Source organism: Pseudomonas sp. dw_612, from assembly GCF_018449725.1.
GTDB lineage: Bacteria > Pseudomonadota > Gammaproteobacteria > Pseudomonadales > Pseudomonadaceae > Aquipseudomonas.
On the sequence record NZ_JAAVVC010000001.1, the window covers coordinates 294,525 to 317,838 of the forward strand.

A 23,314-nucleotide genomic window follows, 5' to 3' on the forward strand; every position below is an offset into this window, starting at 1 on the left:
CGCCTTCGCGAGCAAGCCCGCTCCCACATGATTAGGTTTTGGTTGTATCCAGGATCTGCAACGCCGGGCCATAGCCCTCGATAAATTCTGCCGGCATGCGCTTGGGCTTGCCGGTGGACAGTTCGATGCAGACGAAGGTGGTCTGGGCCCGCAGCAACGTGGTGTTATCGCTGGGGCGCTTGAGCTGGAAGTGTCGGGTCATTTTCAGGCGCTGGTCCCAATCGACGATCCAGGTCGCCAGTTGTAACTCATCACCTTCATAAGCAGCGGCGAGGTAATCGATCTCATGGCGAACCACGGCCATCGCCCGATCCAGCCGCCGGTACTCGACCAGATCCAGGCCAAGCCGTTGCGAGTGACGCCAGGCACAGCGCTCGAGCCAGGTCACGTACACCGCGTTATTTGCGTGGCCCAACCCGTCGATGTCCTCGGCGCCGACTTCCAGATCAATGATAAATGGCGTTGCCCGATCCCAGCCCATGCCCCACTCCCGGTCAGATAAATTCGACCGGGGCAGTGTAACGGATGTCAGGCCGATTGCCGCGCTTGAAGGCTGCGACCGGCCAGCAGTGATAACACCCCATCAATCACCCGAGGATCTGCCATCACCCGGTGATGACCGCCCTCTTCCAGGCGCAGCAGGCGACTGTCGAACCAGGCTTCGTGAATCAGCTGGGATTCCTTGACCTGCACGTAGCAATCGTCTTCGGCGTGTACGATCAGCCCCGGCATATCGAGTTGATAGTGCGCGACATCCAGGGTGGCGGCGCGCATGCCGACGTCTTTCTCGACCTGCCGGATGAACGCCGAGCGGGCTTTCGGTGGCAGCCGCACATAACGGGCGAAACCACGCAGCACGCCAAGAATTCGCGCCGGAGCGCCAATCGTGACCAGCGTTTCAGTGCGCAAACCCAACTGCACCGCGAGCATCGCACTGGCGCCGCCCATGGAGTGGCCGATCACCGCTTGCAGGGGCGGCAATTCAGCCGCGGCTTCGAGCATGGCCCGGGCGAACAACACCACGTTCGCCTCACGCCCCGGCGAGCGACCATGGGCCGGGCCGTCGAGGGCGACCACGGTGTAACCGGCGTCCACCAACGCGGTGATCAGGTTGGCGAACTGAGTCGGCCGGCCTTCCCAACCGTGCATCAGCAGGACCGTCGGCCCCTGCCCCCAGCGCAATGCCGAGAGGCCGAAGCGCAGGGTGATGCGCTCGGATCTAGCCAGCATCGGCAATTCCCAGTCACTGGGTGCGAACGTGCGCGGCGTCATGAATGCCAGGCGCATTTTGCTCGCGACCAGGTGTGGCGCGAACCAGCCCAAGGTGCCATTAACGCCACGAACCCACTTTAACGTGCTCATCGCTCCACTCCTCAGGCCATTTTGCCTTCAGGTCATAGCACCGCTGATTTGGCGGCGCGCAGCAATCGATCGGACAATTCGCCTGGCCCCAGCGCCCGCGCCAGAGCCAGACCACCGACCATCAAGGCCATGTCGGCCAAGGCTTTGTCGGTGTCTTCCGGGCTGGCCGCCAACTGCGCGACCATCAGTTCCACATGCTCATTCAATGCCACCCGGAATTCGTCCGGCAGACGGCCCAGTTCACCGACCGAAGCCGGGATCGGGCACGCCGAGCTAGAGGAATCACGGTGTTTGCGCGACAGGTAGAATGCAGCCACCAAGGCGCGGCGTTCTTCTCCGGTCAACTCGGCATCCATGTCGGCAATCAGCTCTCGACGGTGGCCGAGCAACTGCTTGAACGCTTCCAGCATCATCGCGTCCTTGCTTTCGAAGTGCGCATAGAAGCCGCCGACCGTCAGGCCGGCCGCGCCCATCACTTCGCCCACGCTAGGCTCGGCCGGGCCGCGCTGGATCAGCGCTGCGCTGGCAGCCTTGAGGATGCGTTCGCGGGTTTGAGCTTTTTTATCGTTCATCGTTGCCTCCGAATATTACGACTAGAATATTATTCGCATAATAAATTTGCGCAAGTCATGGGTGTGACCGCTGGTCTGAAGAACAGTTTTGAAGAAAAAGGAGAATTGGCCAAACGCCAGACAAACAAAAGGGCCATTCAATAATTGAATGACCCTTATAAATCCCGCAGAGCGGGTAATCGTGGCGTCCCCTAGGGGACTCGAACCCCTGTTACCGCCGTGAAAGGGCGGTGTCCTAGGCCACTAGACGAAGGGGACACAAACCCTTCTATACAGCTGACCAGTGCTGAGCGCTGATCGATTCAAGGCCGGTGTGGCCAGACCTTGAACTGTAAAATTGGTGGAGCTAAACGGGATCGAACCGTTGACCTCTTGCATGCCATGCAAGCGCTCTCCCAGCTGAGCTATAGCCCCGATTTATCGCCTGGCGGCGGAGCAGCATCTTGCGACACTGCTTCTGTAAAACTGGCGTCCCCTAGGGGACTCGAACCCCTGTTACCGCCGTGAAAGGGCGGTGTCCTAGGCCACTAGACGAAGGGGACGCAAACCCTTCTATACAACTGATCAACGCTGAGTGTTGATCGCTTCAAGGCCGGTGTGGCCAGACCTTGAAGTGTAAATTGGTGGAGCTAGACGGGATCGAACCGTCGACCTCTTGCATGCCATGCAAGCGCTCTCCCAGCTGAGCTATAGCCCCTCATCGCTGAGGACGGGGCGAATCTTAATGGCGCATCGGAAGGCTGTCAAACTTATTTTTAAAATATTTCAAAGTTTTTTGCCGACATAACAATCACTTACCGCCAAACCCCGTAAATCCGAGGCCAGATCCGTTCCTGTAGCAGCTGCCGCAGCCTGCGTTCGAGTGTGCAACACTCGCGATTCGGCGGCCCTGCCCTTTCAGACAGATTGTGTCGCTGCCATAAGGGGCCGCTACGCAGCCCAACGCAGCCTTCGGCAGCTGCTACAGAGTACAGTGGGAATCAGGCGATATTGCCCAACAGTTTTTCCCACTCCTTGTTTTCCTTCTTCGACACGCCACCGAGCAAGTCGAGGGCCTGGCGCAGACGGAAACGCGTCAGGTCCGGGCCGAGGATTTCCATCGCGTCGAGCACCGACACCGAACTGGCCTGCCCGGTGATTGCAGCGAACATCAGCGGCATCGCATCGCGCAGCTTCAATTCCAGGGATTCGACCACCGCCTGAATCGTCGCGGTGATGCTGTCCTTCTCCCACTGACGCAGGCTTTCGAGCTTCCACAGGATCAACTGCATCAACTGCCGAACCTGATCGCCCGAAAGCTTCTTGGATTCGAACAGCTTGGCATCCGGGTTCACGCCACCAGCGAAGAAGAAACCGGCCAGCGGTGCAACCTGGCTAAAGGTTTCAACCCGGCCTTGCACGTGCGGTGCGATCTTCATCATGTATTCAGGGTTCAGCGCCCAGGTCTGCAAGCGGCTGGCGAATTCTTCCACCGGCAAATCACGCAGCCACTGGCCGTTGAGCCACGACAGTTTCTCGATGTCGAAAATCGGCCCGCCAAGAGACACACGGCTCAGGTCGAAGTTGTCGACCATTTCCTGCAGGGAGAACTTCTCGCGCTCATCCGGCATCGACCAACCCATACGACCCAGGTAATTGAGCATCGCTTCCGGCATGAAGCCCATGCGCTCGTAGAACGTTACCGAGGTCGGGTTCTTGCGCTTGGACAGCTTGCTCTTGTCCGGGTTACGCAGCAGCGGCATGTAACACAGCTCCGGTTGTTCCCAGCCGAAGTACTCGTAAAGCAGGATCAGTTTCGGTGCCGAAGGCAGCCACTCTTCACCGCGCAGCACGTGGGTGATGCCCATCAAATGGTCATCGACCACGTTGGCCAGGAAGTACGTCGGCAGGCCGTCGGTCTTCATCAGCACTTGCATGTCCATGCGATCCCACGGGATCTCGACGTCGCCACGCAACATGTCCGGCACCACGCACACGCCTTCGCTCGGCACTTTCATACGGATCACGTGGGGTTCGCCAGCGGCCAGGCGACGGGCAACTTCTTCCGCCGACAGCAACAGCGCACGGCCGTCGTAACGCGGGGTTTCGCCGCGAGCCATTTGCTCGGCGCGCATCTGGTCCAGCTCTTCGGCGGTGCAGAAGCACGGGAAGGCATGGCCCATTTCAACCAGTTGCAGGCAGTACTTCTGATAAATATCGCCGCGTTCGCTCTGACGGTACGGACCGTGCGGACCGCCGACGTCCGGGCCTTCGCTCCAGTCGATGCCCAACCAGCGCAGGGCGTCGAAAATCTGCTGTTCGGACTCGCGGGTCGAACGCAATTGATCGGTGTCTTCAATCCGCAGGATGAACTCACCGCCGTGCTGCTTGGCAAAGCAGTAGTTGAACAATGCGATGTAAGCGGTACCTACGTGGGGGTCCCCGGTAGGCGATGGCGCGATGCGCGTGCGGACGGTGGTCATGGCAAATCTCGAATGAAGATAAAACAAAGGGCGAATGGTAACAGGCGACACCCGCCCGGCTCCAGTGAGCAGGGCATTTAAGCCAAGGTTGCGCCTACAACGCCCGTATGCCGTGGTGAATGACCGAATATCAGCCGATGGCATTTACCGTTTATCGGCTGTATGCCAGATTCGCCTGCTGATAACTTTCCTTACAATTCTCGACTACAGTCTGCCCCATGCCAGCCCAACTCAAGCGTCGCCTGTTCATTTTTCTGCTGATCGTCCTGTTGATCGCCGGAGGCTTCTTTGCCCATTGGTTCTTCAAGGGGCGCTTTTATGAAAGCACCGACAACGCGTATGTCCAGGGCGAGATCACCCGCGTCTCCAGCCAATTGGGCGCGCGCATCGATGAAGTCCTGGTGCAGGACAACCAGCACGTCGAGAAAGGCCAACTGTTGATCAAGCTTGAGGGCGACGATTTCCACCTCGCCGTCGACCGCGCCAACGCCGCTCTCGCCATGCGAGAAGCCGAGCAAGTGCAGGCCCGAAGCAAGCTGACCCAACAATCCAGCCTGATCGCCGCCAGCGATGCGCAGGTCGCGTCCAGCCAAGCCAGCTTGGGTCGTTCGCAAATCGACCTGTCCCGCGCCCAGACCTTGCGCAAACCCGGTTACGTCTCGGAAGAACGGGTGACCACCCTCTCCGCCGATAACCACATCGCCCGCTCGCAAGTGACCAAAGCCCAGGCCGACGCGCAAAGTCAGCGCCAGCAAGTCAACGCCCTGAGCGCCGAAATCAAACGCCTCGACGCAATGATCGCCAACGCCAAAACCGACTTGGCCCAGGCGCAATTGAACCTGACCCGTAGCGAAATCCACGCGCCCATCAGCGGTCTGATCGGCCAGCGCGCCGCCCGAAATGGCCAATACGTGCAGGCCGGCGCTTATCTGCTGTCGATCGTCCCGGACGAGGACATCTGGATTCAGGCCAATTTCAAGGAAACCCAGATCGGCCATATGCTGCCCGGGCAGAAAGCCGAGTTGACCTTCGATGCCTACGGCGACACGCCGATTGAAGCGCGGGTCAACAGTCTGTTCGCCGCGTCAGGTGCGCAGTTCAGCCTGTTGCCGCCGGACAATGCCACGGGCAACTTCACCAAAGTCGTACAACGGATTCCGGTAAAACTGACGTTCGCTGCGGACAATCCGCTGCACGGCAAGATCCGCCCGGGGATGTCAGTCACCGTCAAAGTGAACATCAAAGACGCCCCTGACGATGGCCGGTGATCAACTGATCCGCCCGGCCGGCGAACCGACCCGGCGCGACTGGATCGCGGTGATGAGTGTAATGCTCGGCGCCTTCATGGCGGTGCTCGACATCCAGATCACCAACTCCTCGCTCAAAGACATTCAGGGCGCGCTGTCGGCAACCCTGGAAGAAGGCTCGTGGATTTCCACCTCGTACCTGGTGGCGGAAATCATCATGATTCCGCTGACGGCGTGGCTGGTGCAGCTGCTGTCGGCGCGACGCCTGGCGGTGTGGGTGTCGCTGGGATTTCTCGGCGCCTCGCTGTTGTGCTCGATGGCCTGGAGCCTGGAAAGCATGATCGTGTTTCGCGCCTTGCAGGGATTCACCGGCGGTGCGCTGATCCCGCTGGCGTTCACCCTCACGCTGATCAAACTCCCGGAACACCACCGTGCCAAAGGCATGGCCATGTTCGCCATGACCGCGACGTTTGCGCCCTCCATCGGCCCGACCATCGGTGGCTGGCTCACGGAAAACTGGGGCTGGGAATACATTTTCTACATCAACATACCGCCCGGCCTGCTGATGATCGCCGGCCTGATGTATGGCCTGGAGAAGAAAGAAGCCCACTGGGAATTGCTCAAAAGCACCGACTACATGGGCATCCTGACCCTCGGCGTCGGCCTCGGTTGCTTGCAGGTGTTTCTCGAAGAAGGGCATCGCAAGGACTGGCTGGAATCGACCCTGATCGTGAGCCTGGGCAGCATTGCGCTGTTCAGCCTGATCAGCTTTGTGATCGTGCAGTTTTCCAAACCCAATCCGTTGATCAACCTGCGCATCCTCGGTAATCGCAACTTTGGGTTGTCGAGTATTTCCAGCCTCGGCATGGGCGTCGGGCTGTACGGCTCGATTTATTTGTTGCCGCTGTACCTGGCGCAGATCCAGAACTACAACGCTCTGCAGATCGGCGAAGTAATCATGTGGATGGGCGTGCCGCAGCTGTTTTTGATTCCGCTGGTGCCGAAGTTGATGAAGTTCATCCCGCCGAAGTGGCTGTGCACCATTGGTTTCGGGCTGTTCGGGTTGGCGAGTTTTTCGTCCGGCGTGTTGAATCCGGATTTCGCCGGGCCGCAGTTCAATCAGATCCAGATCATCCGCGCGCTGGGTCAACCGCTGATCATGGTGACCATCTCGCTGATCGCCACGGCGTATATCCTGCCTCAGGACGCGGGGTCGGCGTCGAGCCTGTTCAACATCCTGCGCAACCTCGGCGGCGCGATTGGCATCGCCCTCCTCGCCACCCTGCTGGATGCGCGGACCAAGACCTACTTTGATTACTTGCGCGAATCGATTGTGCCGAGCAATCCGCAAGTGGCGGAACGCATGGCGTCGATGGCGGACCGGTTTGGCAGTGATAACGCGGCGCTGGGCAAGATGAGTGAAATCGTGCATCAGCAGGCGTCGATCATGGCCTACAACGATGCGTTTCATTTTGTCGGGATTGCACTGGGGATCAGTATGTTGGCGGTGTTGCTGACCAAGGCGTTGCCGGCGGGGTTGAAGGCTGGGGAGGCGCACTGATGCACCACAATCCTTTGTAGGAGCTGCCGAAGGCTGCGATCTTTTGATTTTGTTTAAGGGCAAAGATCAAAAGATCGCAGCCTTCGGCAGCTCCTACAGGGGTCTGTCAAACGGAGATCAGCCGCTCCCGCAACTTGCCAATCTCATCGCGCATTTGCGCCGCCGCTTCGAATTCCAGATCCCGCGCCAACGCGTACATCTTCTCTTCCAAGGCTTTGATGCGCTTGGCGACTTCTCCCGGCGAACGCAATTCCGCTTCGTACTTGGCGCTCTCCTCTGCGGCCTTGGCCATGCCTTTGCGCTTCTTGCTGCGCGAGCCCGGTACGGTGGCGCCTTCCATGATGTCGGCGACGTCCTTGAACACGCCTTTGGGCGTGATGCCGTTGGCCAGGTTGAACGCGATTTGCTTGTCGCGACGACGCTCGGTCTCGCCGATCGCCCGCTCCATGGAGCCGGTAATCCGGTCGGCATACAGAATCGCCCGACCATTGAGGTTGCGCGCCGCCCGGCCGATGGTCTGGATCAGCGAGCGTTCGGAACGCAGGAAACCTTCCTTGTCCGCATCAAGAATCGCCACCAGCGACACCTCCGGCATGTCCAGGCCTTCACGCAGCAGGTTGATCCCCACCAGCACGTCGAAGGTGCCGAGGCGCAGGTCGCGGATGATTTCGACCCGCTCCACGGTGTCGATGTCCGAGTGCAGGTAACGCACGCGCACGCCGTGGTCGGCCAGATAGTCAGTCAAATCTTCGGACATGCGCTTGGTCAGCGTGGTGACCAGCACCCGCTCCTCCAGCGCCACGCGCTTGCCGATTTCCGAGAGCAGATCGTCGACTTGGGTCAGCGCCGGGCGGATTTCGATTTGCGGGTCCACCAGACCGGTCGGACGCACCAGTTGCTCGACCACACGACCGGCGTGCTCCGCCTCGTAGTTGCCCGGCGTCGCCGAGACAAAAATCGTCTGCGGGCTGATTTGTTCGAACTCGTCGAAACGCATCGGCCGGTTATCCAGCGCCGACGGCAGGCGGAAGCCGTATTCCACCAGCGTTTCTTTACGCGAACGGTCGCCCTTATACATCGCGCCGACCTGCGGCACGCTGACGTGGGATTCGTCGATCACCAGCAAGGCGTCGGCCGGCAGGTAGTCGAACAAGGTAGGCGGCGCCTGGCCGGACTCACGGCCCGACAGGTAGCGCGAGTAGTTTTCGATGCCGTTGCAGTAACCCAGCTCGAGGATCATCTCGAGGTCAAAACGGGTGCGCTGCTCCAGACGTTGGGCTTCCACCAGTTTGTTGTTGGTGCGCAGGTAGTCCAGGCGTTCCTGAAGCTCGACCTTGATCCCTTCGATCGCGCCGAGCAGGGTCTCCCGAGGCGTCACGTAGTGGCTTTTCGGGTAGAAGGTGAAACGCGGCAACTGCCGGGTGACTTCGCCGGTCAGCGGGTCGAACGCGGAAATTTTCTCCACTTCGTCATCGAACAGCTCGATGCGAATCGCTTCAAAATCGGATTCCGCCGGGTGGATATCGATCACGTCGCCGCGCACGCGGAACGTCGCACGGGCGAAATCCATGTCGTTGCGGGTGTATTGCAGATCGGCGAGACGCCGCAGCAAGGCGCGCTGATCGAGCTTGTCGCCGCGATCAACGTGCAAAACCATTTTCAGATAGGTTTCCGGGCTGCCCAGACCGTAGATGCAGGACACCGTGGTGACGATGATCGCGTCTTTGCGTTCCAGCAACGCTTTGGTTGCGGACAAACGCATCTGCTCGATGTGATCGTTGATCGAGGCATCCTTCTCGATGAAGGTGTCGGACGACGGCACGTACGCTTCGGGCTGGTAGTAGTCGTAGTAGGAAACGAAGTATTCGACGGCGTTGTTCGGGAAGAACGCCTTGAACTCGCCGTACAACTGCGCGGCCAGGGTTTTGTTCGGCGCCAGCACCAGGGTCGGACGCTGCACCTGGGCGATCACGTTGGCAATGCTGAAGGTCTTTCCCGAGCCGGTCACACCGAGCAACGTCTGGTGCGCCAGCCCGGCCTCGATGCCCTCGACCATCAGGCGGATGGCTTCCGGCTGATCGCCGGCGGGCTCGAAGCGGGTGACTAGCTGGAATTCAGACATGAAATACCTCTGGAATCGCGCCAGCACGGCCAAACCGGACAGGAACGAAAATAGCCGCAAACGACTGACGTCGCCCGAGGAAAAAACTGGATTGAGCTCAATGTGGAGCCGATTGCCCGCGCTTTCAAGGCAAACGTCCTACATCCCTCGAAGTCTTTGACGCTGCCAATCGACTAACGGTCGAAAAATAATCGGAAAAACTTAACCAAAAAGGCGAATCGTCTGTCGCCATCAATCGCAGATGGCCTCTATACTAGCTCCCCGTTTGTGCACCGCTCTAGTGCATTCGGCTGGAGCGCGACACGTCCCTCCACACTCCATTCAGAGCCGCCGCAAAAATGAGCCTGTTCTCCGCTGTCGAAATGGCACCACGCGATCCAATCCTGGGCCTCAACGAAGCATTCAACGCCGATACCCGTACCAATAAGGTCAACCTGGGGGTCGGTGTTTACTGCAACGAGGAGGGGCGAATTCCACTCCTGCGCGCCGTTGTCGAAGCCGAGACGATTCGCGTCGCTCAGCACGCTTCCCGTGGCTACCTGCCCATCGACGGGATTGCCGCCTACGACCAGGCCGTGCAAAAACTGCTGTTCGGCAATGACTCGCCACTGATCGCTTCCGGTCGCGTCCTCACCACCCAAGCCGTTGGCGGGACGGGCGCACTGAAAATCGGTGCCGACTTCCTCAAGCAACTGCTGCCGAACGCCATCGTGGCGATCAGCGACCCGAGCTGGGAAAACCACCGCGCGCTGTTCGAAACCGCGGGTTTCCCGGTGCAGAACTATCGCTACTACGACGCCGCGACCCACGACGTTAACCGCGCCGGCCTGCTGGAAGACCTGAACGCCCTGCCAAACGGCTCGATCGTTGTGCTGCACGCTTGCTGCCACAACCCGACCGGCGTGGACCTGAGCCCGGCGGACTGGAATAACGTGCTGGACGTGGTGAAAGCCAAGGGGCACGTACCGTTCCTCGACATGGCCTACCAGGGTTTTGGCGACGGCATCGACGAAGACGCGGCGGCTGTGCGTCTGTTCGCCGAATCGGGCCTGACCTTCTTCGTGTCCAGCTCGTTCTCCAAATCGTTCTCGTTGTACGGCGAGCGCGTGGGCGCCCTGTCGATCGTCAGCGAATCGAAAGAAGAAAGCGCGCGCGTCCTGTCGCAAGTCAAACGCGTGATCCGCACCAACTACTCCAACCCGCCGACCCACGGTGCCAGCATCGTCGCCGCCGTGCTGAACAGCCCGGTACTGCGCGCCCAGTGGGAAGAAGAACTGGCCGAAATGCGCCTGCGGATTCGCGGCATGCGCATCCAGATGGTTGAGGCGCTGGCGAAGCAAGCGCCACAGCGCGATTTCAGCTTTGTCGGTCGCCAACGCGGCATGTTCTCCTACTCCGGTCTGACCGTTGAGCAAGTGACCCGCCTGCGCAGCGAGTTCGGCATCTATGCACTGGACACTGGCCGCATCTGCGTGGCTGCACTGAACCAGAGCAATATCGAGGCAGTGACCAAGGCCATCGTTGCGGTGATCTGAGTTTTTGCTTGATACGAAAACGGGAAGCCGATTGGCTTCCCGTTTTTTATTTGTCTCAGATAAGTGTCAAAGCGATGTCTGCGCCCTCTAAACTGCACACAGATCCAATGTGGGAGCGGGCTTGCTCGCGAATGCGGTGTATCAGGCAACATCGATGTCGACTGACACGCCCTCTTCGCGAGCAAGCCCGCTCCCACAGGGTTTTGTGTACACCCGAATATCGACGAGAACCCACATGAAAAACGATGACCTACGCGCTGACCGGGACGAGCTGGACCATTTCGTGCCCCGCACCCCGACCAAACGCGGCAACAACCTGGTGCTGCAAGTGGCGGCCGGCGTGTTTCTCGGTGGCCTGGCCTTGTGGCTGGTGCAACTGGCCGCCACCTCGCTGTATGCCAAGCTGATGCTCGGCACCTTCACCTTCGGCGGTTAAGCCAGTTCGGTTGCGCGTTGGCTGGCGGCGTCGTCATACGCCACGTAAAGCGATTCGGCCACTTGGCTTTTGATGGCCTTGGCGCTTTCCAGACCCAGGACGAAGCCTTCGGCCTTGCCACCGGCGCGATTCAAATCGTCGGCGGTGCTGGCCTGAGTGATGGCGTCGAACAGTTTCTCGGCGTGAGGGCCGACACCTTTGGGCAAGCTGATCTGGGCGATGCTCATGCGAACACCCCGTTGTTGTGCGATGTGAGTGCTGGATGATTCATGGCGCGTACCTTTTCGGCGAATGGCCGGCAGCGCGTGTCACCACTTCCGGGCGGCTATGGTAGACCTCTGCTACGGTTCTGGTAACCGCCAATGAGCGTTAAAACACCCTTGGCGCCACTGAATCGATGAAGTTGGCAATGGATGCTTGACTTCTCTTTTTGAATCAGTAACATACACGCCATTCCGCGATAGCTCAGTTGGTAGAGCAAGTGACTGTTAATCACTGGGTCCCTGGTTCGAGTCCAGGTCGTGGAGCCAGACAGAAATACCGAAAAGCCCCTGAATCGAAAGGTTCAGGGGCTTTTTTGTGGACTATGGAAAGTCAAAAGATCGCAACCTTCGGCGGCGCCCACAGACGCGTAGGAGCTGCCGAAGGCTGCGATCTTTTGATCTACAGCCCTTTTAGCGTGTACCTGCCGTCAGACATGCTCCCCACTTTTCGAATGCACCGCCCTTGGCTCTGCATGCCCATGGTCGGCCTCGATGATCGGGATTTCCTTCCCGTCGCAGTCATGCAGCTTTCCTTCGCTGAAGTAATCGCCTTCGCGCAACGCCGCCAGGTCCTGATAGCGCAGGACGCGTTCGGTACCGGCCGCAAACACTGACTGCTGGTCCGAATTGCCGGTGGTGAAGTGGTTGAAGGTCAGGTTCAGCACGATGGCCATGATCGCCGACGAACTGATGCCCGAGTGGAAGATTGTCGCGAACCAGCTCGGGAAGTGGTCGTAGAAGTTCGGCGCGGCGATGGGGATCATGCCGAAGCCGATGGAGGTGGCGACGATGATCAGGTTGACGTTGTTGCGGTAATCAACCTTGGACAGCGTCCGAATGCCACTGGCGGCCACGGTGCCGAACAGCACGATGCCGGCACCGCCGAGCACCGACGTCGGCACAGCGGCAATGACCCGACCCATGAACGGCAACAGGCCGAGGATCACCAGGAAGATGCCGCCGGTAGCCACCACGAAGCGGCTCTTGATGCCGGTCACGGCCACCAGTCCGACGTTCTGGGCGAAGGCGCTTTGGGTGAAGGAACCGAAGATCGGCGCGATCATGCTCGACAGCATGTCAGCGCGCAGGCCATTGCCCAGGCGTTTGGAATCGACCTTGGTGCCGATGATTTCGCCCACCGCCAGGATGTCGGCGGAGGTTTCCACAAGGGTCACCATGATCACGATGCACATCGACAGGATCGCGGCAAAGTGAAAGGTCGGCATGCCGAAGTGGAACGGTGTCGGGAAGCCGAACATTGGCCCTTGGGTGACGGACGAGAAGTCCGCCATGCCGAGGAACACCGCAATCACCGTGCCGATGACCATGGCCAACAGAATCGACAGACGGGAGATGGTCGCGCTGCCGATCTTGCTCAACAGCAGCACCAGCACCAGGGTCACCGCTGCCAGACCGATGTTCGCCATGCTGCCGAAATCCGGGGCATGGTTGTTGCCGCCCATGGCCCAGCGTGCGGCTACCGGCATCAACGTCAGGCCGATGGTGGTGATCACGATGCCCGTGACCAGCGGCGGGAAGAACTTGGTGATTCGCGAGAACACTGGCGTGATCAGTAATCCGATCAACGACGCAGCGATCACTGCCCCGAGGATCGACTGGAAGCCCCCCTCCCCGCCGCTGCTGACAATTGCCACCATGGTCGCGACGCCAGAGAACGACACGCCCTGCACCAGCGGCAACTGACAACCGAAAAACGGTAACCCGAGGGTCTGCAGCAATGTCGCCAAGCCCCCCGCAAACAATGAAGCAGCAATCAACAAACCGATGTCCGCCGGCGAGAGCCCGGCCGCCTGGCCGATGATCAAGGGCACCGCGACGATGCCGCCGTACATGGTCAGAACGTGTTGCAGGCCGTAAGCCATATTCGCGCCGATCCCAAGGTTTTCATCCTCGGGCCGTTGGTGTGAAACATGGGGCGTTTTCATGGTTGGGGGGGTTCCCTGGTTTTTGTTATGCGCACACTGTATGCAAGACTCAGGACAAATGTCTATAGAGTTGTATACAACTAATCGGTCAGATTATGGACATCTGTTCCTCCTGACCGTCGCGCCGCGCAACCAACCGCTCTAAAACCTTGCAATACATCCATCCCGGCCTACCTCCCTTCTCCCGCTAATCTTTTTCCTTCATGGCGACCGCCGGCACGGATGCCCTCTTTTTTATACATATAAAGTATGCATAATGAAGCCATTCGAAATTCAGTACGACAAAGCAAAAAATGCGGCCAACAAACTCAAGCATCGAGGTATCAGCCTTGCAGAAACCGAGCCAGTGTTCGATGACGAGCGAGTCCTGACATTGCAGGACGGCGATCACGATGAACAGCGATGGATCATCGTGGGGCAGGACGCCAAAAGTCGTGTGCTGGTGGTTGCCTACACCTGGCGTGACCCGAATTTCGTTCGAATTATTTCCGCGCGCATCGCCACCAGAAACGAGCGCCGCCAATACAGGGAGGCATGACCATGAAAGACGAGTACGACTTCAGCAACGCCAAGCGCGGGGCGATTGCCTCCAGCAAAGGCAAGACCCGCATTACCATCATGCTGGATGATGCCGTTATCGAGGCGGCTCGCACGCTCGCGGAGAACGAGGGGTTCGGTTATCAGACCGTCATCAACAATACGTTGCGCCAGGTATTGCTCAGCGATAAAGGGCAAGCCGCGAAGACCGACCCACACTGCGGTGTCAGCGGCGGTCATCTCAAAAAAGGCGTCACGGCGACCGACCTGAAATGCCTCGAGAAAAAACTCGCAGACGCCCTCAGTGAAATCCATCGGGTGATGGAACCGGATGTCCGCCCCTAGTTAACAACTTCGTCGCACCGCCCGGAATGGATGCGTGGGCGGTGACTAAAGGAAATAGTTGCGATCTGTTGACGGAGAAATCATTGAAACACCCATCCCTGCTCAGGCTTCTAGCGGCCCTGTTAATGATCTTCGCCAGTGCTGCCAAAGCCGAACTCGCCTGTGACGATTTTCTGGCCAAGTTCGGCAACAAACCTGCGTTTATCGAGTTTCAAGGGTGCGAGCAATCAGTCGATCGCCAAGGGCAGCCGTTCTCGGCAAGTTACCAAGTGTCGGGGGCCAACGCAGCCAAAGCTGAAAAACACCTCAAGCAACAATTTGGCCTGCCAGCGCTCAAGCGAGTGTGTTGCATATGGGAATCGACGGCGCATTTCTATCGAGATAAGCAGACCGACATTGGTTACTTTATCGGGATGGGATCAGAAGAGACGCTGGTCCACGATCGGAAGTCCTGGCCATCCATCACCCACTTTTACATCAGCGTCGATGCCTATGCTGAGGATCCCTGAAGCCCGTCTGACGACGATCGCCACGAGAAAGAAGACTCGGTCAGGCCTGTTCTTTCGGCGCAATCAACCCCTTGAGCACCTGCCGCAACCGGGCATTGACCGGCACCCGAATCCCGAACTCTGCTTCCAGCAGCGCAATCAACTCATCCACCTCCTCGACCTGGCGGCGTTCGCTCTCGCTGCCGATCCGGTGGATCGCAAAGCTGCCGTTGTTCAGGGTCCGCCGCCAGCCTTCCCCGGTGCGCGCCACCATTAATTGTTTGACGAAGGACGACTCTGGATGGGTCGAGACGTACCAGTTGCCAATGGTGTAATCGATGTCTTCCTGGCGTTGCAGGTCGAAGATGTACATCGGCCGCCACTCATCAGCGACCTTCGCGCGAAGGGTGTAACCGTCGGCATGTTGTTCGAGGCGATAAGGTTCGTGGGGGGTGGATTGCTCGTCAGTAATATCCAGCATTAGCGGTGCGGTGGGCACCATGCCGCCGAAGCCGACGTCGGTGATGTAGCGCACGCCATCCAGAATCACCAGGCTCAAGCGGTGAGTGCGTGCCGTCCACGCGCCTTCAGGCTGCCCCATCACCACGCGACCGCTGATGCCGCGGGCGTCAAAGCCCAGCTCCTGCAGCAAAGCCAGGAACAGATTATTCAGTTCATAGCAGTAGCCACCGCGACCTTGGCGCAGGGCTTTGTGCTCAACCGAAGGCAAGTCGATAAGTACCGGCTCGCCCGACAACGTCGTGAGATTCTCGAACGGAAAAGCACCGGTGTGGCGCAGTTGAAGTTGACGCAGGGTTTCCAGTGTTGGCGCGGGAGGCGCGTTGAAACCCAAGCGTTGTAAATACAGATTCAGATTTTTCAGGCGTGGCTCGCTCATTGCTCAGTCCTTATGCGCGGGGCCGCGGATCACTCCGCCGATGGGCGCCATATATAAGGGATAAAGCGGCTGGACCGACAATTGATTTAGCCAATCGTCGGTCACGCCAATATCAACGGCGATCAACGGCGCTTGCGCGTCCCCAGCCGAATCCACGTCGGCGCATGGTCACTGGCATGGGGCTCGTTGCGCACCCAGGCATCGACGCCGGCCTCGTGCAGATACGGACTCAGCGCGGGGTTCAACAGCAGATGATCGATACGCAGCCCGGAATTTTTCTGCCAATGCTGTCGGAAATAATCCCAGAACGTGTAGAGGCGATCTTCCGGATAAAGATGCCGCAGGGAATCGGTCCAGCCCTGGTCCAGCAGTCGCTGATAACACTCACGGCTTTCGGGTTGCAGCAACGCGTCCTTGAGCCAGGAACGCGGGTTGTAGATGTCGAGGTCGGTGGGCACCACGTTGTAATCGCCGGCCAGCACCACCGGGTGATCACTGACCTGGAGGGCTTGCGCATAACTGATCAGGCGTTCGAACCACGCCAGTTTGTAATCGAACTTCGGCCCCGGTTGCGGGTTGCCGTTGGGCAAATACAGGCACCCCACCAAAATCCCATGAACGGCTGCTTCGAGATAACGGCTCTGAGTGTCGCTGTCGTCACCGGGCAAACCACGACGGCTCTCCAGCGGTTGCGCATCCCGGGCCAGAATCGCGACACCATTCCAGGACGATTGGCCCTGCCAGATCGCGCCGTAACCGGCAGCTTCCAGGTCGGCGGCCGGGAACGCACTGTCGAGGGATTTGAGTTCCTGCAGGCAGACAATGTCCGGCTGTTCTCGCGCCAGCCAGGCCAGCAGGCTGGGCAGTCGGGCCCGCAGGCCGTTGACGTTGAACGTCGCGATTCGCAAATTCTTCATCGGCCAAGGCTCCCGGCAACGAGGTGTCTAGCGTGTGACACCAGCCCGTTCTGGTGGTTGCGCCGACAAAGCAATGTGCCGCGTAATAGGCGCCCGACACCCTGCCTGATTTGCCGAGAACAGCGACGTCATGGAAACCAGCCTCGAAGGCCACCGAATCATCCTGCGCCCCCTGCAATACACCGACGCCGACGCTCTGGTCCAGGCGGCCGGGGACGGCGAATTGTGGAACCTGACGGTCACTGTCGTGCCCTCCCCGACCACCGTCGACAGCTACCTGAAGCGAGCGCTTGATGGTCGCGATACCGGCACCGTTTTGCCATTTGTCATCGTGCTCAAAGACACGGGCCAGGTCATCGGCTCGACACGGTTCTGGAAAGTCGACCGACTCAACCGCAAGCTCGAAATCGGCAGCAGCTGGATCGCCGCCAGTTGGCAGAAAACCTTCGTCAACACCGAAGCCAAATACCTGATGTTGCGTCATGCCTTCGAAACGCTCGATTGCGTGCGCGTGCAATTCACCACCGACGAAAACAACCAGACGTCACGCGACGCCATCCTCAGGCTGGGCGCACAGCAGGAAGGCATCGTGCGCCACGAACGGATCATGCCGGACGGACGCAAGCGCAACTCGGTGCGGTTCAGCATCATTGATGATGAGTGGCCGCAGGTTCGCCAGCATCTGGAAAAGAAACTGGCCGAGCCCACCTCTCGCTAACACCACAAATTGACTTTGGAAGCGAGCCTGCTCGCGAAAGCGTCGGCACATCTTGCATTAATGTGACTGACAGACTGCCTTCGCGAGCAAGCTCGCTCCCACATTGGAACATCGCCATTCGTCATGTTTTCGGCACCAATCGCGCGCCCTCCGACACCAATATCAGGTAACGACTCAACTCTGGAGACGTACCATGATCACGAAAAAAATCACCTCATTGCTGCTCGCAGGCTTGCTGTGCGCTGCGCCACTGGCCAGCTTCGCCGCCGACGATTCGCCTGACGCCACCGGCACCAAGTCCGGAGGGGTCAGCGATTCGCCAATGCCGCCCAATAGCACGCCCGGCGCACCGTCAGGTGGCAAGGAAGGCAACAACGGCACTAACTCTTCGAGCACAGGTTCTGGCGTCAATGGTGGCAATGGTGGCACCAGCGGTTCTGGCGCGGGTGGTGGCACGGGCGCTGCTGGTGGCGGGACGGGCGGAGCCGGCGGTGGCACGGGCAGCTGAACGCGTAAAGGCAGCTTCTGATTTTGATGATCAGGATCAGGGCCTGCCTGTTCACCGACTCAACGATCCGAACGCATCAACGCCTCGACGCCGCCCTCCATCGACAGCACCGCCGAACGATTTCGGCCAGAGTGTTTGGCCTGATACAACGCGGCGTCTGCACGCTGGATAAAGACTTCGATGCTATCCCGTCCGGTCGGCACAAACGAATAGCAGCCCAGGCTGACGGTCACATACCCGGTGGGCGAGCCGCTGTGGGTGATGTTCTTGTCCATGACGCTGCGACGGATCTGCTCGGCAATCACCAGTGCCCCGTGAATGTCAGTATCCGGCAGCAGCACCGCGAATTCTTCACCGCCATAGCGCACCGCCAGATCGGCCTTGCGATGACAACAACTCTTCAGCGCTCGCGCCACTTCCGCCAGGCAATGATCCCCCGCCACATGGCCATAAGTATCGTTGTAGCGCTTGAAGAAATCGATATCGAGCATCACCAGGCTCAACGGGCTCGCCTGTCGGGCACCACGGCCGAACTCGATGTCCAGCGCCCGCTCGAACAGGCGTCGGTTGGCCAGGCCGGTCAGGCTGTCGTGGGTCGCAATCAACTCCAGCGCTTCCTGGGCCTGGCGCAGGTCGGCTTCGATCCGCCCGCCGTCGCGCACCTGATGAATGAACACCCAGCCGAACAGCCCCACACCCAGCACCACCAACGCAACAATCACGCTGGATTGAAATGCCGTGGCGTACCAGTCCTTGAGAATCGCGTCCTTTGAAGACGCTGCCGACACCACCAACGGATAGGCTTCCAACTGACGGTAGCCATACAGACGCACCGTGCCATCGACCACCGAGCCGATCATCGCGTTGCCCGAGTTGGCGCTGGGCAAGTGCCTCTGGAAAATCGCGCCCTGGGCCAGCGACGTGCCGATCTGCGATTCCACAAATGGCCGCCGCGCCAGCAAGGTGCCGTCCGTGAGCGCCAGAAACATCGACCCATGCTCATCAATGCTGAAGCTTTTGAAGAACTGATCGAAGTACGCCATCTTGATGCCGGCGAGCAACACCCCCTGGAAATTGCCATCCTTGTCATTGACGCGCTTGGTCACCGGAATGATCCACTCGCCGTTCTCGCGACTGCGGATGGCCGGCCCGATGTGCGCCAGGGACGAAACGTTCTGCTGGTGGAATTTGAAGTACTCGCGGTCCATCACGCCCGAACCCCGGGGCAAGTCCTGGAACGAGGTCACGACCCACTGACCCTGTTTGTCGAACAGAAAAATCCCGTGCAACTGATGCAGTGCCTGCACCCGCTGAACGAAAGTTTTGTGCAGGCGCGGCAACTCGGTCGAGTCGTAACCGTCGACTTGAATCCAGTCCGCCAGGCTGGTCAGCACCAGATCGGCCTTCATGAACGTGTCTTCAGCCTGCTGCGCCATGGCCCGAGTGAGATTCGATGACGCGATTTCCGCCAACGCCAGGTCATGGCGCCGCGATTGCTCCAATTGCAGGTACAACAAACCACACAGGCACAGACACACCGCCGCGATAAAAAACGCCGCCGCCTTGAGCAGAGGCAAGCGTTTCAGTGCGCCGGGGGCATGGTGCGTGTCGTGAATGGGGATAGGCAAAAGTGTTTCCTGGAGGGCACGGCATGGGCGAAGGCCCAAAGCCCTTATTTTTTGTGAGCTTAGTCTACGGGGTCATCCGGGGCCAATGGCAAACCCGCTCTGCTAGGATCAAAGGCCTCAGGACCTGTCCCACAGGTTTACCCATGGAGGAAAACATGAGTGCTCAGTCTCACCCGGTCGCCATCAATACCGCCGTTTTCGATCTCGGTAATGTACTTATCCGCTGGAACCCCAGAAACCTTTACAAAAAATTGTTCGGCGACGACGTAGAAGCGATGGAAACCTTCCTGGCGGAGGTCTGCCACACCGCCTGGAACGAACAACAGGACCAGGGCCGAACCTGGCAGGAAGCGACCGCGGAAGCCATCGCCCGGCATCCGGACCAGGAACCGCTGATCCGCGCCTACCGCGAGCGCTGGGAAGAAATGCTCGGCGGCGCGATCGAAGACACGGTGGCCATTCTCGATGAACTGCACGCCAACGGCATCCGGCTGCTGGCGCTGACCAACTGGTCCGCCGAAACCTTCCCGATTGCCCTTGAGCGTTTTGAGTTCTTGCAGCGATTCGAAGGCATTCTGGTGTCCGGCGCCGAAGGCGTGATCAAGCCTTCGCCGGAGATTTTCCAGTTGCTGGCGTCACGGTATGACGTTGATTGCCGTCGCGCGGTGTTCATTGATGATCACCGGCCGAACATCGATGGGGCGCAGCGCGAGGGGTTTCATGCGGTGCAGTTCTTCAGCGCGGCGCAGTTGCGCGAGGATTTGGTGGCGTTGGGGTTGCCGGTTCAAGCAGGCTGACATTGGGGATAACTCATTCGCGAGCAAGCCCGCTCCCACAGTGGATCTGTGCCGCACATAAAATTTGTGCTCACTGAAGATCCACTGTGGGAGCGGGCTTGCTCGCGAAGAGGCCCCTCCAGTCACCACAAAGCTAAATGCCCAACCTGCGCATCGCACTCTGCAAATGCGCCCGCGCACTCTCGGCATCCCCCAGGCGCATCTGCTCATAAGCGCGCTGGGCAATTTCGTGAGGTATCGGCTTGAGCTCGCGCCCGCTCGCCATCGCCATCAACTGCACTTGGGCGGCGCGCTCCAGGTAATACAGATCATCCCAGGCCTCGGCGATGGTCGGTCCGGCAACGATCACACCGTGATTTTTCAGGAACAGGATATCGGTGTCGCCCATCACGCTGGCAATCCGGTCGCCTTCGGATTCGTCCAGGGCCAGGCCGTTATAGTCCTCATCCACCGCCGTGCGTCCGTAAAACTTCAATGCCGTCTGCCCCAGCCACAGCAGCGGCGGGCCTTGCAGCAGACACAACGCCGTGGCATTCGGCATATGGGTGTGAAACGCCACCCTCACCCTCGGCAATTGTTTATGCAGCCGCGCATGAATGTAGAACGCCGTCGCCTCCGGCTGCCCTTCACCGGCCACGACATTGCCGTGGAAGTCGCAGACCAACAGATTCTCGGCGCGGACCTCGGCGAACGCATACCCATAAGGGTTCACAAAAAACAGATCATCGCGGCCCGGCACCATGGCGGAGAAGTGGTTGCAGATGCCCTCCTCCAAACCGTGCAATGCCGCCAGCTGGAAGCACGCCGCCAGTTCCGTGCGGGCGGTAATGGCAGCCTCCGAATCCAGATTCAGGTCGGCGTAATGTGCCGGGCGAGAACTGCCTGCAAGGGTGTGTGCCATAGCGACGACTCCGTGAGTTACCAGCCAAGTGAAGTGAACAACGGCACGACCTGATCCAGCGTGCTCAAGATGGCATCGGGTCGATAATCCGGCAGCAATTGCCGACCGGTGCCACGGTCGATCCACACGCAGCGGAACTGCATGTCCCGGGCAGCCGCGTGATCCAGCGTCGGACTGGCGCAGATATGCACCACCTGATCACGCCGTACGCCGAGTTGCTCATGAGCGTAGTCAAACAGCCGTGGATTCGGCTTGTAAGCGCCGGCCTGTTGCGCGGTGATTACCCGATCGATATGCCCACCGAGTTGCGCGACGTTACCGGCGATGATGTCGTCATCGGTGTTGGACACGATGCACAGCTTGAAGCCCATGGCCTTGAGCTGCGCCAGGGTCTCGATCACTTCGGGAAAGGGCGGCATCCGCGGAATCGCCTCGACCAGCCGCAGGCTGTCTTCGGGCAGGCTCGCCAGCCCCAACTCTTCCAGGGCGAGTTGCAAGCCCTGGGTGCTCAAATGACGGAACGAACGGTGCGGCGGGATCTGCTCCAGCCGATGTTCATGCCGGTCGTACACCGCAATCAGGCGATCGGCATCGACCGAATGATCACCCTTGTCACGCAAAATCTCGGCGACCACGGCTTTCAAGCCTTCGTCCCACTGAATCAACGTGCCGTAGCAATCGAAGGTCAACCATTCGGGGCGCGGGGTGTGCTGGAGCGTCATGGGAGGATCCTCTGAGGTGTGGACTTCAGCTTATGAGTGCTTGGTGTTAGTGTGAAATTAAATCTATCCAGCAACCTCAGTTGAAAATCGAATATCAGGAGTCCGCCATGCTTGACCTTGAATTGCTCAAGAGCTTCGTCTGCGTGGTCGATGAAGGCAGCTTCACCCGCGCCGCCGAGCGCGTACACCGAACTCAGTCCACCGTCAGCCAACAGCTGCGCAAACTGGAAGAGTTAGTCGGGCATCCTCTGCTGATTCGTGATCGAACCGGGCAAAACGTCAGCGTCACCGAACATGGCGAACGGCTGATCGGGTATGCCCGGCGCTTGCTGGCGCTGTCCTCGGAAGCGGTGCAAGCCTTGGCCAGCGATGTCGATCTGGAGATCCTGCGCCTCGGCGTGCCGGAAGACTTCGACGCCCGACGCATGGCGGTGCTTCTCGCCGGGTTCAGCCAGGCCCGACCCCAGGCGCGACTGGAAACCATCAGCGGCATGAGCCTCGACCTCAAGCAGAAACTCGACGCCGGTGATATCGACATCGCCCTGATCAAACGCGAGCCGGACAGCGGACCGTGCTGGGCGTCCTGGCCGGAAGTGTTGGTGTGGGTGAAAGGCGCGGGAGTGGATTCGGCCAATGGGGTGTTGCCGTTGGCGTTGTTTCCTCAGGGGTGTATTTACCGGCAGCGGGCAATTCGCTTGCTGGACAAGGCTCAGCGACCGTGGCGCGTGGCGTTTGGCAGCCATAGCTTGACCGGGATTCAGGCAGCGGTGGCTTCGGGGTTGGGGGTTTCCGTGTTACCGACGTCGGCGGTATTGCCGGAGCATACGGTGTGTACGGATTTACCGGAGTTGCCGCCGTCGGAGTTGGCGTTGGTCAGTGGTGAGGGCACGTTGACCGGGATGCAGCGGGGGTTGGTGGAGTTTTTGCGGGGGGCGTTGGGTGGGGAGGTTCGGGGCTGAAAGCGCGCCTCCGTTTTTTTCAGGGCTTGTTGATTTCGCGTAGGAGATCGGCAGTGGGAATGTACAGGGTGTTTGAATAGTAGGGTTTGTAGCCATAAGCAGTGATGACTACTTTGCAGGGGATGTCTGATTTGTTTGCCAGAATTGAATTCAATTCACTCCCAGAAAGATTTCTTCGGGAAGTGCCTTTACTGCGTGTTTCGCTCAAAAAGGCACGGGTGACATAATTGAACGCCCCCGAGCAAGACCGGCAGTGTTCTTTTCAATCAAACCATAAGCTGAGCGTTCTATCGTGTTGCCAACAGTGAAATCACTATCACTTTCCAACGCACAGATAAGATTAGTTGAAGCCTGCCTCAACCCTTATCCTCGCCCATCAATATCCTGAAG

Annotated in this window: 23 protein-coding genes and 5 tRNA genes; 12 read left to right on the forward strand and 16 right to left on the reverse strand. The window is 59.3% G+C overall.

The annotated features are described in order from the left end of the window. Window positions 1-31: 31 nt before the first annotated feature. The 8 genes from HB680_RS01300 to gltX form a co-directional block, all read right to left on the reverse strand. The gene (locus tag HB680_RS01300; protein ID WP_213936787.1) at window positions 32-481 is read right to left on the reverse strand and encodes a thioesterase family protein; all 450 of its coding nucleotides are present in this window, start codon (window positions 479-481) and stop codon (window positions 32-34) included. Window positions 482-528: 47 nt separating this feature from the next. Next, window positions 529-1,362, reverse strand: coding sequence for an alpha/beta hydrolase (locus HB680_RS01305; protein ID WP_213936788.1), 834 nt, complete (start codon window positions 1,360-1,362; stop codon window positions 529-531). A 32-nt stretch (window positions 1,363-1,394) separates the two neighbouring features. Further along, the gene (locus HB680_RS01310; protein ID WP_054054121.1) at window positions 1,395-1,934 is read right to left on the reverse strand and encodes a TetR/AcrR family transcriptional regulator; all 540 of its coding nucleotides are present in this window, start codon (window positions 1,932-1,934) and stop codon (window positions 1,395-1,397) included. Between the two features lie 182 nt (window positions 1,935-2,116). Next, a tRNA-Glu gene (locus HB680_RS01315) sits at window positions 2,117-2,192 on the reverse strand. 80 nt (window positions 2,193-2,272) lie between these two features. After that, window positions 2,273-2,348, reverse strand: a tRNA-Ala gene (locus HB680_RS01320). 52 nt (window positions 2,349-2,400) lie between these two features. Beyond that, window positions 2,401-2,476: transfer RNA gene (locus tag HB680_RS01325), tRNA-Glu, on the reverse strand. 79 nt (window positions 2,477-2,555) lie between these two features. After that, window positions 2,556-2,631, reverse strand: a tRNA-Ala gene (locus tag HB680_RS01330). A 283-nt stretch (window positions 2,632-2,914) separates the two neighbouring features. Beyond that, complete coding sequence (gene gltX, locus HB680_RS01335) at window positions 2,915-4,396, reverse strand: glutamate--tRNA ligase (RefSeq protein WP_213936789.1); 1,482 nt, start codon at window positions 4,394-4,396, stop codon at window positions 2,915-2,917. A gap of 218 nt (window positions 4,397-4,614) precedes the next feature. On the opposite strand from gltX, the gene HB680_RS01340 reads away from it, so the two are divergent. Then, complete coding sequence (locus HB680_RS01340) at window positions 4,615-5,664, forward strand: HlyD family secretion protein (protein WP_213936790.1); 1,050 nt, start codon at window positions 4,615-4,617, stop codon at window positions 5,662-5,664. A 49-nt stretch (window positions 5,665-5,713) separates the two neighbouring features. Beyond that, window positions 5,714-7,204, forward strand: a complete 1,491-nt coding sequence (locus HB680_RS01345; protein WP_213937101.1) for a DHA2 family efflux MFS transporter permease subunit — start codon at window positions 5,714-5,716, stop codon at window positions 7,202-7,204. Between the two features lie 106 nt (window positions 7,205-7,310). Here HB680_RS01345 and uvrB read toward each other — a convergent pair whose 3' ends face one another. Next, window positions 7,311-9,326 carry an excinuclease ABC subunit UvrB gene (gene uvrB / locus HB680_RS01350; protein ID WP_213936791.1) on the reverse strand — a complete coding sequence of 672 codons (2,016 nt, stop codon included), beginning with the start codon at window positions 9,324-9,326 and terminating at the stop codon, window positions 7,311-7,313. 338 nt (window positions 9,327-9,664) lie between these two features. Here uvrB and HB680_RS01355 point away from each other — a divergent pair, with 338 nt between their 5' ends. Together HB680_RS01355 and HB680_RS01360 are read left to right on the forward strand one after the other, a co-directional pair. After that, complete coding sequence (locus tag HB680_RS01355; RefSeq protein WP_213936792.1) at window positions 9,665-10,861, forward strand: amino acid aminotransferase; 1,197 nt, start codon at window positions 9,665-9,667, stop codon at window positions 10,859-10,861. Between the two features lie 235 nt (window positions 10,862-11,096). Further along, entirely contained in the window at window positions 11,097-11,297 is a 201-nt protein-coding gene (locus HB680_RS01360) for a hypothetical protein (protein WP_213936793.1), read from the forward strand. Here the strand turns inward: HB680_RS01360 and HB680_RS01365 are convergent. Next, a complete protein-coding gene (locus tag HB680_RS01365; protein ID WP_010456061.1) occupies window positions 11,294-11,524 on the reverse strand; it encodes a hypothetical protein in 231 nt (76 codons plus the stop codon). The two genes, HB680_RS01360 and HB680_RS01365, sit on opposite strands and share 4 nt — an antisense overlap. A gap of 227 nt (window positions 11,525-11,751) precedes the next feature. Here HB680_RS01365 and HB680_RS01370 point away from each other — a divergent pair. Next, window positions 11,752-11,827: transfer RNA gene (locus HB680_RS01370), tRNA-Asn, on the forward strand. 161 nt (window positions 11,828-11,988) lie between these two features. Here the strand turns inward: HB680_RS01370 and HB680_RS01375 are convergent. Then, window positions 11,989-13,506: a nucleobase:cation symporter-2 family protein gene (locus tag HB680_RS01375; protein ID WP_213936794.1), complete on the reverse strand. Its 1,518-nt coding sequence runs from the start codon at window positions 13,504-13,506 to the stop codon at window positions 11,989-11,991. A gap of 256 nt (window positions 13,507-13,762) precedes the next feature. On the opposite strand from HB680_RS01375, the gene HB680_RS01380 reads away from it, so the two are divergent. From HB680_RS01380 to HB680_RS01390, 3 genes are all read left to right on the forward strand, one after another. Then, window positions 13,763-14,044, forward strand: coding sequence for a BrnT family toxin (locus tag HB680_RS01380; protein WP_213936795.1), 282 nt, complete (start codon window positions 13,763-13,765; stop codon window positions 14,042-14,044). A 2-nt stretch (window positions 14,045-14,046) separates the two neighbouring features. Beyond that, window positions 14,047-14,388 carry a BrnA antitoxin family protein gene (locus HB680_RS01385; protein WP_213936796.1) on the forward strand — a complete coding sequence of 114 codons (342 nt, stop codon included), beginning with the start codon at window positions 14,047-14,049 and terminating at the stop codon, window positions 14,386-14,388. 83 nt (window positions 14,389-14,471) lie between these two features. Next, the gene (locus tag HB680_RS01390) at window positions 14,472-14,897 is read left to right on the forward strand and encodes a DUF4952 domain-containing protein (RefSeq protein ID WP_213936797.1); all 426 of its coding nucleotides are present in this window, start codon (window positions 14,472-14,474) and stop codon (window positions 14,895-14,897) included. A 40-nt stretch (window positions 14,898-14,937) separates the two neighbouring features. Here the strand turns inward: HB680_RS01390 and HB680_RS01395 are convergent, their stop codons facing one another. Further along, window positions 14,938-15,774 carry an arylamine N-acetyltransferase gene (locus HB680_RS01395; RefSeq protein ID WP_213936798.1) on the reverse strand — a complete coding sequence of 279 codons (837 nt, stop codon included), beginning with the start codon at window positions 15,772-15,774 and terminating at the stop codon, window positions 14,938-14,940. Between the two features lie 122 nt (window positions 15,775-15,896). Continuing rightward, window positions 15,897-16,691: an exodeoxyribonuclease III gene (locus tag HB680_RS01400; RefSeq protein WP_213936799.1), complete on the reverse strand. Its 795-nt coding sequence runs from the start codon at window positions 16,689-16,691 to the stop codon at window positions 15,897-15,899. 130 nt (window positions 16,692-16,821) lie between these two features. Here HB680_RS01400 and HB680_RS01405 point away from each other — a divergent pair, with 130 nt between their 5' ends. Together HB680_RS01405 and HB680_RS01410 are read left to right on the forward strand one after the other, a co-directional pair. Then, a complete protein-coding gene (locus tag HB680_RS01405) occupies window positions 16,822-17,409 on the forward strand; it encodes a GNAT family protein (RefSeq protein WP_213936800.1) in 588 nt (195 codons plus the stop codon). Window positions 17,410-17,602: 193 nt separating this feature from the next. Beyond that, entirely contained in the window at window positions 17,603-17,917 is a 315-nt protein-coding gene (locus HB680_RS01410; protein WP_213936801.1) for a hypothetical protein, read from the forward strand. Between the two features lie 59 nt (window positions 17,918-17,976). Here the strand turns inward: HB680_RS01410 and HB680_RS01415 are convergent, their stop codons facing one another. Further along, the gene (locus HB680_RS01415) at window positions 17,977-19,545 is read right to left on the reverse strand and encodes a GGDEF domain-containing protein (RefSeq protein WP_213936802.1); all 1,569 of its coding nucleotides are present in this window, start codon (window positions 19,543-19,545) and stop codon (window positions 17,977-17,979) included. A 155-nt stretch (window positions 19,546-19,700) separates the two neighbouring features. On the opposite strand from HB680_RS01415, the gene HB680_RS01420 reads away from it, so the two are divergent. Beyond that, the gene (locus tag HB680_RS01420) at window positions 19,701-20,342 is read left to right on the forward strand and encodes an HAD family phosphatase (protein ID WP_213936803.1); all 642 of its coding nucleotides are present in this window, start codon (window positions 19,701-19,703) and stop codon (window positions 20,340-20,342) included. Between the two features lie 133 nt (window positions 20,343-20,475). Here the strand turns inward: HB680_RS01420 and HB680_RS01425 are convergent, their stop codons facing one another. Together HB680_RS01425 and HB680_RS01430 are read right to left on the reverse strand one after the other, a co-directional pair. Then, the gene (locus tag HB680_RS01425; RefSeq protein WP_213936804.1) at window positions 20,476-21,243 is read right to left on the reverse strand and encodes an aldolase; all 768 of its coding nucleotides are present in this window, start codon (window positions 21,241-21,243) and stop codon (window positions 20,476-20,478) included. 17 nt (window positions 21,244-21,260) lie between these two features. Then, entirely contained in the window at window positions 21,261-21,965 is a 705-nt protein-coding gene (locus HB680_RS01430) for a haloacid dehalogenase type II (RefSeq protein WP_213936805.1), read from the reverse strand. Between the two features lie 107 nt (window positions 21,966-22,072). On the opposite strand from HB680_RS01430, the gene HB680_RS01435 reads away from it, so the two are divergent. Beyond that, window positions 22,073-22,924 carry a LysR substrate-binding domain-containing protein gene (locus HB680_RS01435; protein WP_213936806.1) on the forward strand — a complete coding sequence of 284 codons (852 nt, stop codon included), beginning with the start codon at window positions 22,073-22,075 and terminating at the stop codon, window positions 22,922-22,924. Window positions 22,925-23,314: the final 390 nt, after the last annotated feature.

Coding starts and splice junctions, on each gene's coding strand:
- HB680_RS01300 (WP_213936787.1), bottom strand. CDS start 481: ATGGGCTGGGATCGGGCAACGCCATTTATCATTGATCTGGAAGTCGGC.
- HB680_RS01305 (WP_213936788.1), bottom strand. CDS start 1,362: ATGAGCACGTTAAAGTGGGTTCGTGGCGTTAATGGCACCTTGGGCTGG.
- HB680_RS01310 (WP_054054121.1), bottom strand. CDS start 1,934: ATGAACGATAAAAAAGCTCAAACCCGCGAACGCATCCTCAAGGCTGCC.
- gltX (WP_213936789.1), bottom strand. CDS start 4,396: ATGACCACCGTCCGCACGCGCATCGCGCCATCGCCTACCGGGGACCCC.
- HB680_RS01340 (WP_213936790.1), top strand. CDS start 4,615: ATGCCAGCCCAACTCAAGCGTCGCCTGTTCATTTTTCTGCTGATCGTC.
- uvrB (WP_213936791.1), bottom strand. CDS start 9,326: ATGTCTGAATTCCAGCTAGTCACCCGCTTCGAGCCCGCCGGCGATCAG.
- HB680_RS01355 (WP_213936792.1), top strand. CDS start 9,665: ATGAGCCTGTTCTCCGCTGTCGAAATGGCACCACGCGATCCAATCCTG.
- HB680_RS01360 (WP_213936793.1), top strand. CDS start 11,097: ATGAAAAACGATGACCTACGCGCTGACCGGGACGAGCTGGACCATTTC.
- HB680_RS01365 (WP_010456061.1), bottom strand. CDS start 11,524: ATGAGCATCGCCCAGATCAGCTTGCCCAAAGGTGTCGGCCCTCACGCC.
- HB680_RS01375 (WP_213936794.1), bottom strand. CDS start 13,506: ATGAAAACGCCCCATGTTTCACACCAACGGCCCGAGGATGAAAACCTT.
- HB680_RS01380 (WP_213936795.1), top strand. CDS start 13,763: ATGAAGCCATTCGAAATTCAGTACGACAAAGCAAAAAATGCGGCCAAC.
- HB680_RS01385 (WP_213936796.1), top strand. CDS start 14,047: ATGAAAGACGAGTACGACTTCAGCAACGCCAAGCGCGGGGCGATTGCC.
- HB680_RS01395 (WP_213936798.1), bottom strand. CDS start 15,774: ATGAGCGAGCCACGCCTGAAAAATCTGAATCTGTATTTACAACGCTTG.
- HB680_RS01400 (WP_213936799.1), bottom strand. CDS start 16,691: ATGAAGAATTTGCGAATCGCGACGTTCAACGTCAACGGCCTGCGGGCC.
- HB680_RS01405 (WP_213936800.1), top strand. CDS start 16,822: ATGGAAACCAGCCTCGAAGGCCACCGAATCATCCTGCGCCCCCTGCAA.
- HB680_RS01410 (WP_213936801.1), top strand. CDS start 17,603: ATGATCACGAAAAAAATCACCTCATTGCTGCTCGCAGGCTTGCTGTGC.
- HB680_RS01420 (WP_213936803.1), top strand. CDS start 19,701: ATGAGTGCTCAGTCTCACCCGGTCGCCATCAATACCGCCGTTTTCGAT.
- HB680_RS01425 (WP_213936804.1), bottom strand. CDS start 21,243: ATGGCACACACCCTTGCAGGCAGTTCTCGCCCGGCACATTACGCCGAC.
- HB680_RS01430 (WP_213936805.1), bottom strand. CDS start 21,965: ATGACGCTCCAGCACACCCCGCGCCCCGAATGGTTGACCTTCGATTGC.
- HB680_RS01435 (WP_213936806.1), top strand. CDS start 22,073: ATGCTTGACCTTGAATTGCTCAAGAGCTTCGTCTGCGTGGTCGATGAA.